The 14,289-nt window shown below is 63.5% G+C and carries 12 protein-coding genes; 6 read left to right on the top strand and 6 right to left on the bottom strand.

Annotation, left to right across the window (positions count from 1 at the left end; all coding sequences use genetic code 11):
* The 4 genes from HP546_RS06550 to gloB form a co-directional block, all read right to left on the bottom strand.
* Window positions 1-1,736 (bottom strand): extracellular solute-binding protein (locus tag HP546_RS06550; RefSeq protein ID WP_172221363.1); only part of this gene is annotated, 1,736 nt, incomplete at its 3' end.
* Complete coding sequence (locus HP546_RS06545; protein WP_218583498.1) at window positions 1,733-3,562, bottom strand: extracellular solute-binding protein; 1,830 nt, start codon at window positions 3,560-3,562, stop codon at window positions 1,733-1,735. The genes HP546_RS06545 and HP546_RS06550, both read right to left, overlap by 4 nt.
* A gap of 219 nt (window positions 3,563-3,781) precedes the next feature.
* A complete protein-coding gene (locus HP546_RS06540; RefSeq protein WP_172221360.1) occupies window positions 3,782-5,212 on the bottom strand; it encodes a lytic transglycosylase domain-containing protein in 1,431 nt (476 codons plus the stop codon).
* 100 nt (window positions 5,213-5,312) lie between these two features.
* Window positions 5,313-6,092, bottom strand: coding sequence for a hydroxyacylglutathione hydrolase (gene gloB, locus HP546_RS06535; protein ID WP_172221357.1), 780 nt, complete (start codon window positions 6,090-6,092; stop codon window positions 5,313-5,315).
* A gap of 85 nt (window positions 6,093-6,177) precedes the next feature.
* Between gloB and HP546_RS06530 the strand changes: the two genes are divergently transcribed.
* From HP546_RS06530 to HP546_RS06515, 4 genes are all read left to right on the top strand, one after another.
* On the top strand, window positions 6,178-6,951 hold the full coding sequence (locus tag HP546_RS06530; RefSeq protein ID WP_172221354.1) for a class I SAM-dependent methyltransferase: 774 nt from the start codon (window positions 6,178-6,180) through the stop codon (window positions 6,949-6,951).
* Between the two features lie 13 nt (window positions 6,952-6,964).
* Entirely contained in the window at window positions 6,965-7,411 is a 447-nt protein-coding gene (gene rnhA / locus HP546_RS06525; protein ID WP_172221351.1) for a ribonuclease HI, read from the top strand.
* Window positions 7,412-7,466: 55 nt separating this feature from the next.
* On the top strand, window positions 7,467-8,222 hold the full coding sequence (gene dnaQ, locus HP546_RS06520; RefSeq protein ID WP_172221348.1) for a DNA polymerase III subunit epsilon: 756 nt from the start codon (window positions 7,467-7,469) through the stop codon (window positions 8,220-8,222).
* 189 nt (window positions 8,223-8,411) lie between these two features.
* Window positions 8,412-10,661, top strand: coding sequence for an Orn/Lys/Arg decarboxylase N-terminal domain-containing protein (locus HP546_RS06515; RefSeq protein ID WP_172221366.1), 2,250 nt, complete (start codon window positions 8,412-8,414; stop codon window positions 10,659-10,661).
* On the opposite strand, the gene HP546_RS06510 is transcribed toward HP546_RS06515, so the two are convergent.
* Complete coding sequence (locus HP546_RS06510) at window positions 10,645-10,863, bottom strand: hypothetical protein (protein ID WP_172221345.1); 219 nt, start codon at window positions 10,861-10,863, stop codon at window positions 10,645-10,647. The two genes, HP546_RS06515 and HP546_RS06510, sit on opposite strands and share 17 nt — an antisense overlap.
* Window positions 10,864-11,020: 157 nt before the next feature.
* Between HP546_RS06510 and chrR the strand changes: the two genes are divergently transcribed.
* Window positions 11,021-11,581, top strand: coding sequence for a class I chromate reductase ChrR (chrR, locus tag HP546_RS06505; protein ID WP_172221342.1), 561 nt, complete (start codon window positions 11,021-11,023; stop codon window positions 11,579-11,581).
* A 164-nt stretch (window positions 11,582-11,745) separates the two neighbouring features.
* On the opposite strand, the gene HP546_RS06500 is transcribed toward chrR, so the two are convergent.
* Window positions 11,746-13,818, bottom strand: a complete 2,073-nt coding sequence (locus tag HP546_RS06500) for a TonB-dependent receptor domain-containing protein (RefSeq protein ID WP_172221339.1) — start codon at window positions 13,816-13,818, stop codon at window positions 11,746-11,748.
* 218 nt (window positions 13,819-14,036) lie between these two features.
* Here HP546_RS06500 and HP546_RS06495 point away from each other — a divergent pair, with 218 nt between their 5' ends.
* Window positions 14,037-14,285: a helix-turn-helix domain-containing protein gene (locus HP546_RS06495; protein WP_172221336.1), complete on the top strand. Its 249-nt coding sequence runs from the start codon at window positions 14,037-14,039 to the stop codon at window positions 14,283-14,285.
* Window positions 14,286-14,289 lie beyond the last annotated feature (4 nt).

Here is a 14,289-nt window from a genome sequence, read left to right as displayed (position 1 = left end):
GGGTGGCCGATGTGGTTCCAGTAGGCCACGCGCCAGGTCTTGATGTGCCAGTTGGGGATCACGTAGTAGCCCCACAGCAGCACACGGTCCAGGGCGCGGCAGTGGTCGATCAGGCTTTGCCGCGAGTCGGCGTTGATCAGCTGTTCCACCAGCTGGTCGATGGCCGGGTCGCGCAGGCCGATGAAATTGCGGCTGCCGGGGTTGTCGGCGGCGGCACTGGACCAGAACTCGCGCTGTTCGTTGCCCGGCGAGTTGGACTGCGGATAGCCGCCGACGATCATGTCGTAGTCACGTGAACGCAGACGGGTGATGTATTGCGACACGTCGACCCTGCGGATGTTCAGCTCGATGCCGAGGTCGGCCAGGTTGCGCTTGAACGGCAGCAGGATGCGCTCGAACTCGGTCTGTGCCAGCAGGAACTCTATGCTGACCGGCTTGCCTTGGGCGTCGACCATCTTGTCGTCGACGATTTTCCAGCCGGCCTCCTGCAGCAGTTTGTAGGCCTGACGCTGCTGCTCGCGGATCATGCCGCTGCCGTCGCCGACCGGGTTGTGGAACGCTTCGCTGAACACTTGCTCGGGAACCTTGCCGCGCAACGGCTCGAGGATCTTCAGCTCGCTGGCGTCGGGCAGGCCGTGGGCGGCCATTTCCGAGTTGTCGAAGTAGCTGCCGGTGCGGGTGTAGGCGCCGTTGAACAGCTGCTTGTTAGTCCACTCGTAGTCCAGCAGCAGGCTCAGCGCCTGGCGCACGCGCACGTCCTGGAACACCGGGCGGCGGATGTTGAAGATGAAGCCCTGCATACCGGTGGGGTTGCCGTTGGGCAGCTCCTCCTTGATCAGGCGGCCGTCGCGCACGGCCGGCACGTTGTAGGCGGTGGCCCAGTTCTTCGCGCTGACTTCCAGGGCATAGTCGAACGCCCCGGCCTTGAGTGCTTCAAGGGCGACGGTGGTGTCGCGGTACGAGTCGAAGGTCATGACGTCGAAGTTGTAGAAACCGCGGTTGATCGGCAGGTCCTTGGCCCAGTAGTCCTTGACCCGCTCGTAGCGCACCGAACGCCCGGCCTTGACCTCGGCGACCTTGTACGGGCCGCTGCCCAGCGGGATTTCCAGGTTGCCGCGGTTGAAGTCGCGGTTCTGGTACCAGTGCTTGGGCAATACCGGCAGCTGGCCGAGAATCAGCGGCAGCTCGCGGTTGTTGTGGTGCTTGAACTTGAACAGCACCTTCAGCGGGTCTTCGGCGACCACTTCGGCGACGTCGGCGTAGTACTGGCGGTACAGCGGCGCACCGTCCTTGATCAATGCGTTGAAGGTGAACACCACGTCGTCGGCGCGTATCGGGTGGCCGTCATGGAAGCGCGCCTCAGGGCGCAGATAGAAGCGCACCCAGCTGTTGTCCGGGGCTTTTTCGATCTTGCCGGCCACCAGGCCGTACTCGGTGAACGGCTCGTCCTGGCTCTGGCGCATCAGGGTGTCGTAGATGCTGCTGATGTTCTCGGCCGACACGCCTTTGTTGATGAACGGGTTGAGGCTGTCGAAGCCGCCGAAGCTGGACTGGCGGAAGGTGCCGCCCTTGGGCGCGTCGGGGTTGACGTAGTCGAAGTGCTTGAAGTCGGCGGGGTACTTGGGTGGCTCGTCGTACAGGGTCAGCGCGTGCTGCGGTGCGGCCAGGGCAGGAAGGCTCAGGCAGGCGAGCAACAGGCTGCCTGCCAGCCGGCGCAGGCGGTGCGTTGGCGTCATTGGGCTTTCTCCGAAGTCTTGATCCACCAGCTGTTCAGCCCAAGGGTGTAGGGCGGCGTGGTGACGAAGGCGAACCGGTTGCGGTAGGCCAGGCGATGGTTGTCGAGGTACCAGTTGGGGATCATGTAGTACTGCCATGAGAGCACTCGGTCCAGGGCGCGGGCGGCGGCGACCTGGTCGTCGCGGGTGCGCGCAGCCAGAAGGGTGTCGAGCAGGTGGTCGACCACCGGGTCCTTGACCCCAGCATAGTTCTTGCTGCCCTTGGTCGCGGCCTGGCTGGAATGGAAGTACAGCCACTGTTCGAGGCCGGGGCTCAGGGTCTGGTTAAGGGTCATCAGAATCATGTCGAAATCGAACTGGTCCAGGCGTTGTTTGTACTGGGCGCGGTCGACCGTGCGCAAGCGCGCATCGATGCCGATGCTGGACAGATTTTCGACATAAGGTTGCAGGATGCGTTCAAGATTGGGGTTTACCAGCAGCAGCTCCATGCGCAGCTGCTGGCCCTTGCTGTCGACCAGGCGCTGGCCGTTCAGCTTCCAGCCGGCCTCGGCCAGCAGCCCGAGGGCCTGGCGCAGGGTCTGGCGGTTGATGCCACGGCCGTCGGTCTGGCTGACCTTGTAGGGTTCGCTGAACAGCTTGGCAGGCAACTGGTCGCGGAACGGCGCCAGCAGCAGCCACTCCTTGCCGGTCGGCAGGCCGCTGGCGGCAAACTCGCTGTTGGGGTAATAGCTGGTCGAGCGGCGGTAGGCGCTACTGAACAGCGCGCGGTTGGTCCATTCGAAATCGAGCATCAGCCCCAGCGCCTGGCGTACCCGCGGGTCGCTGAAGGTGGCCCGGCGGCTGTTCATGAACAGGCCCTGGGTTTGCGTGGGGATGCGGTGCGGGATCTGTGCCTTGATCACCTCGCCACGGCGCACGGCCGGGAAGGTGTAGCCGTTGGCCCAGTTCTTCGCCTGGTGCTCGATGTAGATGTCGAACTCGCCGGCCTTGAACGCTTCGAAGGCCACCGTGGCGTCGCGGTAGAACTCGTATTCCACGCGCTTGAAGTTGTACTTGCCACGGTTGACCGCCAGGTCCTTGCCCCAGTAGTTTTTCACCCGTTCGAACACCAGTCGGCGCCCGGGCTGGACTTCGCTGATGCGATAGGGGCCGCTGCCCAGCGGCGGCTCGAAGGTGGTGGCCTTGAAGTCGCGCTTTTGCCAGTAATGCTTGGGCAGCACCGGCATTTCGCCAAGGCGCAGGATCAGCAGCGGGTTGCCGGCGCGTTTGAACACGAAGCGGATGCGCTGCGGGCCGAGGATGTCCACCCGCTGCACTTCCTGCAGGTTGGTGCGGTACATCGGGTGGCCGTCCTTTAGCAGTGTGCGGTAGGAGAAGGCCACGTCTGCCGAGGTAATCGGCTGGCCGTCATGCCAGCGAGCTTCCGGGCGCAGGTTGAACACGACCCAGCTGCGGTCTTCGCTGTACTCCACCGAGCGGGCGATAAGGCCGTAGCTGGAGGTGGGTTCGTCGCCGGACGGGTCGTACTGGCCGGTGCCGACCATCAGCGGCTCGTTCAGCTCGCTGATACCGTATTGTTGGAAATTGGGCGTGGTGATCGGGCTCGACCCCTTGAAGGTGTAGGGGTTGAGGGTATCGAAGGTGCCAAAAGCCATGGCCCGCAAGGTGCCGCCCTTGGGCGCTTGCGGGTTGACCCAGTCGAAGTGGGTGAAGGTTGCTGGGTACTTGAGCGTGCCGAACTGCGCGTATCCGTGGCTTTCGCTCACCATCGCGGCTGCGGGGAAGCTCAAGGCCAGGCTGATTGACAGCAGGAGGGGACGTATCAAGTCGGCATCCGATCCAGAGGCGTTGGGCTTTGATCGGGTACAGTAACAGCTTGGTAGGGTTGGAAAAAGAGTGCCGCCCAGAGGATTGCAAGGGGCCGCTTTGCAGCCCATCGCCGGCAAGCCAGCTCCCACAGGTACTGCATATGGCTTGAAGTCGTTGCGATTAGGGTGGGAGCTGGCTTGCCGGCGATGGGGCGCGGAGCGGCCCCAGTTTTTTTATCAATGCGAGAGGTAGACGGTCAGGGTCTGGCCTGGCTTCAGGGCATGGCCGCTGCGCGGGTTCCAGCGCTTGAGGTGTTTCATTTCGACGTTGAAGCGCTTGGCCACCAGGTACAGCGAGTCGCCCTTGCGTACCTTGTACTGCGTGGTGCGCTTGCCCGATGAAGCTACCCGGTTGCCAGCAGCGCTGGGGGCATTGCCACCGCGCAGTGCCAGTACCTGGCCGGCACGCAGGCTGTTGCCGGACATGCGGTTCCAGCGTTTGATGTCCTTGACCGAGACACGATTGGCCTTGGCGATGGCACCCAGGTTGTCGCCGCGCTTGACCCGGTAGCTGCGTGCCGCCACGGGTGCCCTGGTTTCAGCCACGGCACGGGCGAACACGGCCTTGTTCGGCTGCAGGGCGACCAGCTGCTCGGGGTTGAGGTTGGACAGGCTGTCGCTCAACAGTTGCGCCTTGGCGGTGGGCACCAGCAGTTGCTTGGGGCCGTCCACGGTCATGCGCTTCTTGAAGGCCGGATTCAGCTGGATCAGCTCGTCTTCGTCGATGTTGGCAAAGGCGGCAACGCGCGACAGGTCGAGGCGGTCATTGATGGCCACCGCTTCGAAGTACGGCTCGTTGGCGATCGGGTTCAGGTTGACCCCGTACGCCTCGGGGGTAAGCACCACCTGCGACAGCGCCAGCAGCTTGGGCACGTAGTCGCGGGTTTCCTGCGGCAGCGGCAGGTTCCAGTAGTCGGTCGGCAGGCCAAGGCGCTCGTTGCGCTCGATGGCGCGGCTGACCGTGCCTTCGCCGGAGTTGTAGGCGGCCAGGGCCAGCAGCCAGTCGCCGTTGAACATGTCGTGCAGGCGAGTGAGGTAGTCCAGCGCAGCGTTGGTCGAGGCGGTGATGTCGCGGCGGCCATCGTAGAAGTTGGTCTGGCGCAGGTTGAAGTGGCGGCCAGTCGCCGGCATGAATTGCCACATGCCGGCAGCGCTGGCGCGGGAGTAGGCCATCGGGTTGTAGGCGCTCTCGATGGCCGGCAGCAGGGCCAGCTCCAGCGGCATGTCGCGCTCTTCAAGCCGCTCGACAATGTAGTGCAGGTAGAGGCTGCCGCGCTCGCCAGCGCTTTCGATGAAGGTCGGATTGCTGGCGAACCACAGGCGCTGCTGCTCGATGCGCGGGTTGACGTCGATGCTGTCCTGCAGGGCGAAGCCCTGGCGCATGCGCTCCCACACGTCCTGCGGCGCCTGCTCGACCGGCTTGACCAGCAGCGGGGCAGGTTTGTGCTTGATCCGCGCCTGGTAGTTGTGCGCGCGAACGCTATCGGATTCGTCGAGCTGACGGGTGCTCTGGCAGCCCACCAGGGTGGCGGCCAGGGCCAGCGCACTGACCTGGGCCAGGCGCGTCAGGGCGACGGAATGAGAGGTTCTGCGGCTACTGGAAGACATCGGCTGAGACAGGTATCCGGGCGAAAAATTTTGGCGATTCTAGAAACCGCTCCCGGCCGGGTCAACCTTTGAGCATCAACTGCGATATATCTTGCGGTTATCAGAAGGTGTCCTTCCAAGACCTCAAGGCAGCAAAAACAGCGACATGCGAGGTGTTTGAATGTCCCTTCCATTCGTCTGCTTTTTGTTTAACTAATGTTTCAGAGGTGCGCAGGAAGGGGTTGGTCAGGCGCTCCATACCGATCGTTGATGGCAAGGTGATGCGATTTTCGGCACGCAAGCGGGTAACGTCTTCGAAGCGTTGCTGAACGTGTGGGTTGGTAGGTTCCACGGCCTTGGCGAACCGCAAGTTGCTCAGGGTATATTCGTGGGCGCAATACACTTCGGTCGACTCCGGCAGCGCTGCCAGGCGGGCCAGGGCAGGTTGCATCTGCTCGGGCCTACCTTCGAACATGCGCCCGCAACCGGCGGCAAACAGGGTGTCGCCGCTGAATAGCACGGGCGTTGGCGGCTGGTCACTGAAGAATGCGATATGCCCCAGGGTATGGCCAGGTACTGCCAGCACCTCGAACGTCACACCCAGGACGGTTACCTGATCACCTTCGTCAAGTGCCAGTTCGCGGCACGGGATGCGCTCTTTGGCCGGGCCGCAGACCCGTGCGCCGGTCAATTGCTTGAGCCGTTCCACACCACCCACATGGTCGTTGTGGTGGTGGGTGATGAGAATGTCGCTCAACACCCACTCGGGGTGGGCCGACAGCCAGCGTTCCACTGGGCCGGCATCACCCGGATCGACCACCGCACAGCGGCGTTTGGCAGTATCCTGTAACAACCAGATGTAGTTGTCGGAGAAAGCGGGGAGAGCTTTGATCTGTATCATGGTGCGGATCCGGTTCGCCTAGCGTGGCACATGTGGCCATCTTAGCCGCGATGGCGCGGTGCGAGAACCTTCGAGGGAGAGCGCAATGACCGACCAAGCCTTTGCCCAGGCCGACCCGGACTGGGTCAAGCTGATCAGCCTGGCCCGTGAGTGGTTCAACGGCCCACTCGGCCAGCTGATGCTCAAGGAGGAGGAAAAACTGCTGGAAGAAGAGCTCGGGCGCTTCTTTGGTGGTTATCTTGTGCACTACGGGCCAGGCGCCGAGCCGCCGCCCAGCGCCCCCCAGGTCCAGCGCAACGTGCGCCTCGGCGCACCCCTGCCGGGGGTGGAGATAGTGTGCGAGGAGCAGGCCTGGCCGCTCAGCGAGCATGCCGCCGACGTGGTGGTGCTGCAGCACGGCCTGGACTTCTGCCTGTCACCCCATGGCCTGCTGCGCGAGGCCGCCAGTGCGGTGCGCCCGGGCGGGCACCTGCTGATCGTTGGCATCAACCCGTGGAGCAGCTGGGGCATGCGTCACTTCTTCAGCCACGGCGCATTGCGCAAGGCGCGCTGCATCTCGGCGTCACGGGTGGGCGACTGGCTGAACCTGCTGGGCTTCGCGCTGGAGAAACGCCGCTTCGGGTGCTATCGTCCGCCGCTTGCCTCACCGGCCTGGCAGCAACGCCTGGAGGGCTGGGAACGGCTAGCCGGCGGCTGGCAGGGCGCTGGCGGCGGGGTGTACCTGCTGGTGGCGCGCAAGATGGTGGTCGGCCTGCGGCCGTTACGCCCGGAGCGCCGCGAACCCATGGGCAAGCTGCTGCCGCTGCCACTGGCCAAGGTCAATCGTACGGCGGCCAACCCGGACACTGAAAAGCACTGAACATGAGTGGTACATGAGCGATAGCATCGAAATGTTTACCGACGGCGCCTGCAAGGGCAACCCTGGCCCGGGTGGCTGGGGGGTCCTGATGATCTACAAGGGCGTCGAGAAGGAACTGTGGGGCGGCGAGCGCGATACCACCAACAACCGCATGGAGCTGATGGCTGCGATCCAGGGGCTGATGGCGTTGAAGCGCGAATGCGAGGTGGTGCTGACCACCGACTCGCAGTACGTGATGAAGGGCATCAACGAATGGATGGTCAACTGGAAGAAGCGCGGCTGGAAGACCGCAGCCAAAGAGCCGGTGAAGAACGCCGACCTGTGGCAGCAGCTTGATGAGCAGGTCAATCGCCACAAGGTGACCTGGAAGTGGGTGCGCGGCCACATCGGCCACCCCGGCAACGAGCGTGCCGACCAGCTGGCCAACCGTGGTGTCGATGAGGTGCGCGCCCAGCGCTGAGGCGCTTGGGGTATACTCGCCGCCTTTGAAACTGATGCAAGTTGGAGCGCCCCGCGTGGAGCAGCAGCAAGATAAACGGTTCGTCATCCTCGATACCGAAACCACGGGCATGCCGGTCAGCGAAGGCCACCGGATCATCGAGATCGGTTGTGTCGAGGTGATCGGCCGGCGGCTGACCGGGCGGCACTTCCACGTCTACCTGCAGCCGGACCGCGAGAGCGACGAGGGCGCCATCAACGTCCACGGCATTACCGATACCTTCCTGGTCGGCAAGCCGCGCTTTGGCGATGTGGCCGAGGAGTTCTTCGAATTCATCGAAGGCGCCACGCTGGTCATCCACAACGCGGCGTTCGACGTTGGCTTCATCAACAACGAATTTGCCCTGCTTGGCCAGCAGGGCCGTGCCGACATCGCCCAGCATTGCACCATCCTCGACACCTTGCTGCTGGCGCGCTCGCGCCACCCCGGGCAACGCAACAGCCTCGATGCGCTGTGCAAGCGCTACGACATCGACAACTCGGGCCGTGAGCTGCACGGCGCACTGCTCGACTCGGAACTGCTGGCTGACGTCTACCTGGCAATGACCGGTGGCCAGACCAGCCTTTCGCTGGCCGGGCATGGGGCTGACGCCGAGGGCGACGACGGCCAGGGCGGCAGCGAGATTCGCCGGATTACCGGGCGTGCGCCGGGACGGGTGATCATGGCCAGTGCCGAAGAGCTGGAGGCTCATGCCGAGCGGCTGGCGGCCATAGCCAAGTCGGCGGGCGGGCCATCCATGTGGCAGGCCCTTACCGAGATGCCTGCGGGTTAACAATTTTGCCGCAGGCGATGCGATCCCTGTAGGAGCGGCCTTGCGTCGCGAAAGGGCTGTGCAGCAGCCCCGGCAATTTTTGCGTCGCCTGTGAAATTTTTGGGGCCGCTGCGCGGCCCTTTCGCGACGCAAGGCCGCTCCTACAACTACCCTCATCAGGACTACATGTCCTTCGGAGGTAGCCACCTGATGTACAAGGACCTCAAGTTCCCCATCCTCATCGTCCACCGCGCCATCAAGGCCGACAGCGTTGCCGGCGAGCGCGTGCGGGGCATCGCCGAGGAATTGAGCCAGGACGGCTTCGCGGTCATCAAGGCCGCCGACCTTGCCGAAGCGCGTCTGGTCGCTGCCACCCACCACGGCCTGGCGTGCATGCTGATCGCTGCAGAAGGTGCCGGCGAGAACACCCACCTGCTGCAGAACATGGCCGAGCTGATCCGCCTGGCTCGCCTGCGCGCGCCCAACCTGCCGATTTTCGCGCTGGGTGAGCAGGTGACCCTGGAAAACGCCCCCGCCGAAGCCATGAGCGAGCTCAACCAGCTGCGCGGCATCCTCTACCTGTTCGAAGACACCGTGCCGTTCCTTGCCCGCCAGGTGGCACGCGCCGCACATATCTACCTCGATGGCCTGCTGCCACCCTTCTTCAAGGCACTGGTGCAGCACACCGCGCAGTCCAACTATTCCTGGCATACGCCCGGCCATGGCGGCGGCGTCGCCTATCGAAAAAGCCCGGTGGGCCAGGCATTTCATCAGTTCTTCGGGGAAAACACCTTGCGCTCGGACCTGTCGGTTTCGGTGCCGGAGCTAGGCTCGCTGCTCGACCACACCGGGCCGCTGGCCGAAGCCGAGGCCAGGGCGGCGCGCAACTTCGGTGCCGACCACACCTTCTTCGTCATCAATGGCACCTCCACCGCCAACAAGATCGTCTGGCACGCGATGGTCGGCCGCGACGACCTGGTACTGGTGGACCGCAACTGCCACAAGTCGGTGGTGCACGCGATCATCATGACCGGCGCCATTCCGCTGTACCTGTGCCCCGAGCGCAACGAGCTGGGCATCATCGGCCCGATCCCGCTCAGCGAATTCGGCCCCGAGGCGATCCAGGCGAAAATCCAGGCCAACCCCCTGGCCCGTGATCGCGGGCAGCGCATCAAGCTGGCGGTGGTGACCAACTCCACCTACGACGGCCTGTGCTATCACGCCGGGTTGATCAAGCAAGCCCTGGGCGCCAGTGTCGAGGTGCTGCATTTCGACGAGGCCTGGTTTGCCTACGCGGCGTTCCACGAGTTTTTCACCGGGCGCTATGCCATGGGCACTGCCTGCGCCGCGGACAGCCCGCTGGTGTTCAGCACCCATTCCACTCACAAGCTGCTGGCCGCGTTCAGCCAGGCCTCGATGATCCACGTTCAAGAGGGGGCCAGGCGCCAACTGGACCGTGACCGTTTCAACGAAGCGTTCATGATGCACATTTCGACTTCGCCGCAGTACAGCATCCTCGCCTCGCTGGACGTGGCCTCTACCATGATGGAAGGGCCGGCCGGGCGCTCGCTGTTGCAGGAGATGTTCGATGAGGCGCTGAGTTTCCGCCGTGCCCTTGCCAACCTGCGTGAGCACATTGCCGCAGATGACTGGTGGTTCAGCATCTGGCAGCCGCCGAGCGCCGAAGGTATCCACCGCCTGGCCGCGCAGGACTGGTTGCTGCACCCAGGGGCCGAGTGGCATGGTTTTGGCGAGGTGGCGGACGACTATGTGCTGCTTGATCCCCTCAAGGTGACCCTGGTGATGCCGGGCTTGAGCGCAGGCGGGGCGCTGGGCGAGCAGGGAATCCCGGCAGCGGTGGTCAGCAAGTTTCTGTGGGAGCGGGGCCTGGTGGTGGAGAAAACCGGCCTGTACAGCTTCCTGGTGCTGTTCTCCATGGGCATCACCAAAGGCAAATGGAGCACGCTGCTCACCGAACTGCTGGAATTCAAACGCCACTATGACGGCAATGCTGCTTTGGGGAGTTGCCTGCCCAGCGTGGTGGCTGCCGATGCCTCACGCTACCAGGGCATGGGGCTGCGCGACCTGTGCGACCAGCTGCATGGCTGTTACCGCGCCAATGCCACGGCCAAGCAGCTGAAGCGGCTGTTCACGCGCTTGCCGGAAGTAGCAGTAAGCCCGGCGCGGGCCTATGACCTGATGGTGCGTGGCGAAGTCGAGGCGGTGCCGATCGAGGCGCTGCTGGGGCGTGTGGCGGCGGTGATGCTGGTGCCGTACCCGCCTGGTATTCCGTTGATCATGCCGGGGGAGCGGTTCACCGAGGCGACCCGCTCGATAGTCGACTACCTGGCTTTCGCCCGGGCATTCAACCAGGGCTTCCCCGGTTTTGTCGCGGACGTGCATGGCCTGCAGAACGACAGTGGCTGCTACACGGTGGATTGCATCAAGGAATGCGCGTGATCTCGACGCCGCTGCGCGCCAATTCAAAGCGGTTGTCACCCAGGTGGTTGACCTTGTCGCCGATGGCCAGGCGGTAGGTGGTGATAGGGGCGCCCAGCGTGCTGCCGTCGTGTTGCAGGGTCGACTCCTGGAACTCGTGCACGGGGTAGATACGGCCTTCGGCGTCACGGGCGTGGAACTGGCCGACCATTACTGCTGCCATTTGGGTGGAAACCTCTGAATTACGTAGGAAATGTCTGTGGACATAGACCGTTGAACAGCGCTGGAAGTTTTCCCTTGAAGGAAAAAAAACCAAAGCGCCGAGGAACGGTCATCTATAACTACAACGTCCCTTTACCCAGCAAAGGTTGGAATTGCCCATGAGCCAGGTGTATTCGGTAGCGGTTGTAGTCGGCAGCTTGCGCAAGGATTCGTACAACCGCAAGGTCGCCCGCGCACTTTCGGAGCTGGCGCCGTCCAGCCTTGCCCTGAAAATAGTCGAAATTGGCGATTTGCCCCTGTACAACGAGGATGTCGAGGCCGACGCGCCCCCTGAAACATGGAAGCGCTTTCGCGACGAGATCCGCCGTAGCGATGCGGTGCTGTTCGTCACCCCGGAGTACAACCGCTCGGTGCCGGGTTGCCTCAAGAATGCCATCGATGTGGGCTCACGGCCCTACGGGCAAAGCGCCTGGAGTGGCAAGCCGACTGCGGTGGTGAGTGTGTCGCCGGGGGCGATTGGTGGTTTTGGCGCCAACCATGCGGTGCGCCAGTCGCTGGTGTTTCTCGACATGCCGTGCATGCAAATGCCCGAAGCCTATATCGGCGGGGCGGCCAGCCTGTTCGAAGACTCGGGCAAACTCAACGACAAGACCCGGCCGTTCTTGCAGGCGTTTGTCGACAAGTTCGCTTCGTGGGTGAAGTTGAACCGGGCGGTTTGATTGGCTAGCACACAACCCCTCTAGGAGCGGCCTTGTGTCGCGAAAGGGCCGCAACGCGGCCCCGGCAATAGGTGCATCAACGCTAAAGTCCCGGGGCCGCTCTGCGGCCCTTTCGCGACACAAGGCCGCTCCTACAATGACCCGCGCTGACTGGCCCTGGGTGGTTAGCGGAAGCTGTAGGAAACCCCGGCATACACGCCAAACCCTTCACCCGGCGTCGAGCGGGCGTTGTCGTTACCGGCGTCGTTGTAGGCAGGCGTCACTGTCGCCGCATACCGCTTGTTGGTCAGGTTGCGCAGGTCCAGCCAGGTCTGCCAGTCCTGCTTCGGCGAATCCCAGCCCAGGCGCGCGCCAAGCAAGGCATATTCGTCGGCGTGGTAGCTGTTGGCATAGTCCACCTGCACTTTCGACGCCATCTGCGTGTTGATTCCGGCATAGAAGCCGCTTGGCCAGTCGTAGCGCAGTTCGGCCTGGTAGTAGTGCATCGGGATGCCGGGCAGGAGGTTGTCGCCAAACTTGTCGTCATCACGGTAATGGAAGTCGCTGAAGGTGTAGGCCTGGCGCAGGCTGAGCCTGCCAGTGCCGGCACGTTCCCACAGGGTGCTGTCCAGGCCTGCCTCGACGCCCTGATGCACGGTAGCGCTGGCGTTGAATTCCGACGTGAAATTCGGCACCACTTCCACGGCCAGCAGTTCATGGCGCACCTGCGAGTAGTACCAGGCCAGGTCCCAGCTGCCGAGCGCGGAGTCGCCACGGGCGCCCAGTTCCAGGGTGGTGGCAGTCTGGTTCTGCATCTCGATGGGCTGGATCTGCTTGCCGCCGACGCTTGGCGAGCTCCAGATCAGCGACCACGGGTGGGGTGGCTCTACCGAACGGCTGAGGTTGCCGTAGACCTGCAGGTCTGGGCGGATGTCGTAGCGCAGCCCCAGGCGTGGTGCATAGTCCCAGTCATGCATGCTCACCTTGCCACCTTCGGCAGGGTAGGTGACGTCACTCTCGCGGCGGGTGTAGATCATTGCCAGGCCGGTGGTCAGCCACAGGTTGGGCACCAGCTCCAGGTCGTTGCCGGCATGCACCACGGTGTCGGAACCCTGGTAAGTGAAATCGCGGGTACGTGCACCGAACACGTCGCCATTGCGCGCGAACTGCGAAGCGCCGCTGTTGGGCAGGTGCTTGGTGGTACGCCAGCCCACGGTAGTCTTGCTTTCGTGGCCGAACAGGGTGTCGCGGCGGAAATAGTTGAGCGTACCGCTGACATCGGTGTAAGCCACTTTCAGGCGCATCGGGCCTTCGCGAAGGTCCATCGGGTAGTCATGGTAAACCAGGCCGGCTTCCAGACGCGCGTCATCTTCGAGGTAGAAGGTGGTCTTGTTGCCGACCCAGGTGCTGCCCGGTTGAGGGCGGCTGTCGTCGCGGGCCAGATAGGCAGGGTTGGCCGCGCGCGGATGGTGCTTGATCTGGTCCTTGGTCAGGCGCCCGGCCAGTTCGTTCCGGGTTTCCCGGTAGCGAAGGTAGAAACGGGTTTCCAGGTTGGGGTTGAAGCGGTAGCCGACATTGGCGGCAATGCCTTTGGCGCTGCCGCTGCTGTGCGCCTGGTAACCGTCATACTCGGAATCGGTCAGGGCCACGTAGTAATCGAGGTTGCCCAGTACCTGCCCGGAACTGATATGCCGGTGCTGGTAGCCGCGGCTGCCGACCTCGTAGCGCACCTGCAGCGGTGCTGCGTCGTACCCGGTATGGGTGACGTAGTTGATGGCGCCACCCAGTGCCAGCGCGCCCTGGTCGAAGCCATTGGCGCCGCGCAGTACTTCGGCACGGCTTAGCCACAGCGGCTCGAACAGCTCGTAGGGCGTACCGCCCGGGCCGGTCAGCGGCAGCCCGTCGAACATGGTGTACACCCCGGAACCGTGCGCGCCCGGCGCACGGTTGATACCCGAGCCGCGGATCGACAGCTTGATGCCGTCGTTGCCCGCCGATTGCGCGAACACGCCAGGCTGGTAGGCCAGCACGTCCTGGTTGCTGGCCACCCGGCCTTGCCCTACGCGCTGCATATCCACCAGATTGCTGGCACCCGGCACTTCGCGCAGGCGTTCGCTGGCTGCCGTCAGGTCGTTCTGTTCCTCATCGGTGATCAGCACCTGGCCCAGTTCGACCGAAGATGCCGCCAAGGCGGGCTGAGCGCTGCCAAAAGCAGCCAGCAGGCCAAGGCAGGACGAGAAGGGCAAAACGCAACGCATTGTACGACTCCAGGCGATAGGCGAATGAACAACGGCGTTGAGACGAGCGAAATGCCGCTTGGAGCACGAAGAAAGTCAGCAAATTTCGCGCAACCTTCATCAAACAGTTTTGTACGAAGTTTCTTTACAGTCCGCCGTAGTGGTGGCGTGCGGCGTGCGCTTCGTAAGGTGACTGCAGATCGGCAGCGATGCCTCGCAATCACCCGTGGAGCTCAAACATGACTGACAAGACCCGACACTCGCAGCAACCCTTGGCGGACGCTCCGGTTCGCCTGACGCCACGTGAACAGCAAGTCCTGTTGTGGTGTGCGTACGGCAAAAGCTCCTGGGAGATCGGGCAGATCCTCGAGTGCCGGGAGTCGACAGTGAACTTCCATGTGTCCAACATCCTGCGCAAGTTCGATGTGCCCACCCGCGTGGCGGCGGTGATCAAGGCCATTCGTTACGGCATGCTGGCCGGACAGTGAGGGG

This window comes from Pseudomonas sp. CM25, assembly GCF_013179705.1.
Taxonomy (GTDB): Bacteria; Pseudomonadota; Gammaproteobacteria; order Pseudomonadales; family Pseudomonadaceae; genus Aquipseudomonas.
Note: the sequence above shows the minus strand (reverse complement) of the source record. Positions and strands in the feature narration are given on the sequence as shown.

What these genes read in the sequence shown, in the direction of transcription:
- HP546_RS06540 (WP_172221360.1), bottom strand. Translation starts at nt 5,212, where the DNA reads ATGTCTTCCAGTAGCCGCAGAACCTCTCATTCCGTCGCCCTGACGCGC.
- gloB (WP_172221357.1), bottom strand. Translation starts at nt 6,092, where the DNA reads ATGATACAGATCAAAGCTCTCCCCGCTTTCTCCGACAACTACATCTGG.
- HP546_RS06530 (WP_172221354.1), top strand. Translation starts at nt 6,178, where the DNA reads ATGACCGACCAAGCCTTTGCCCAGGCCGACCCGGACTGGGTCAAGCTG.
- rnhA (WP_172221351.1), top strand. Translation starts at nt 6,965, where the DNA reads ATGAGCGATAGCATCGAAATGTTTACCGACGGCGCCTGCAAGGGCAAC.
- HP546_RS06515 (WP_172221366.1), top strand. Translation starts at nt 8,412, where the DNA reads ATGTACAAGGACCTCAAGTTCCCCATCCTCATCGTCCACCGCGCCATC.
- HP546_RS06510 (WP_172221345.1), bottom strand. Translation starts at nt 10,863, where the DNA reads ATGGCAGCAGTAATGGTCGGCCAGTTCCACGCCCGTGACGCCGAAGGC.
- chrR (WP_172221342.1), top strand. Translation starts at nt 11,021, where the DNA reads ATGAGCCAGGTGTATTCGGTAGCGGTTGTAGTCGGCAGCTTGCGCAAG.
- HP546_RS06500 (WP_172221339.1), bottom strand. Translation starts at nt 13,818, where the DNA reads ATGCGTTGCGTTTTGCCCTTCTCGTCCTGCCTTGGCCTGCTGGCTGCT.
- HP546_RS06495 (WP_172221336.1), top strand. Translation starts at nt 14,037, where the DNA reads ATGACTGACAAGACCCGACACTCGCAGCAACCCTTGGCGGACGCTCCG.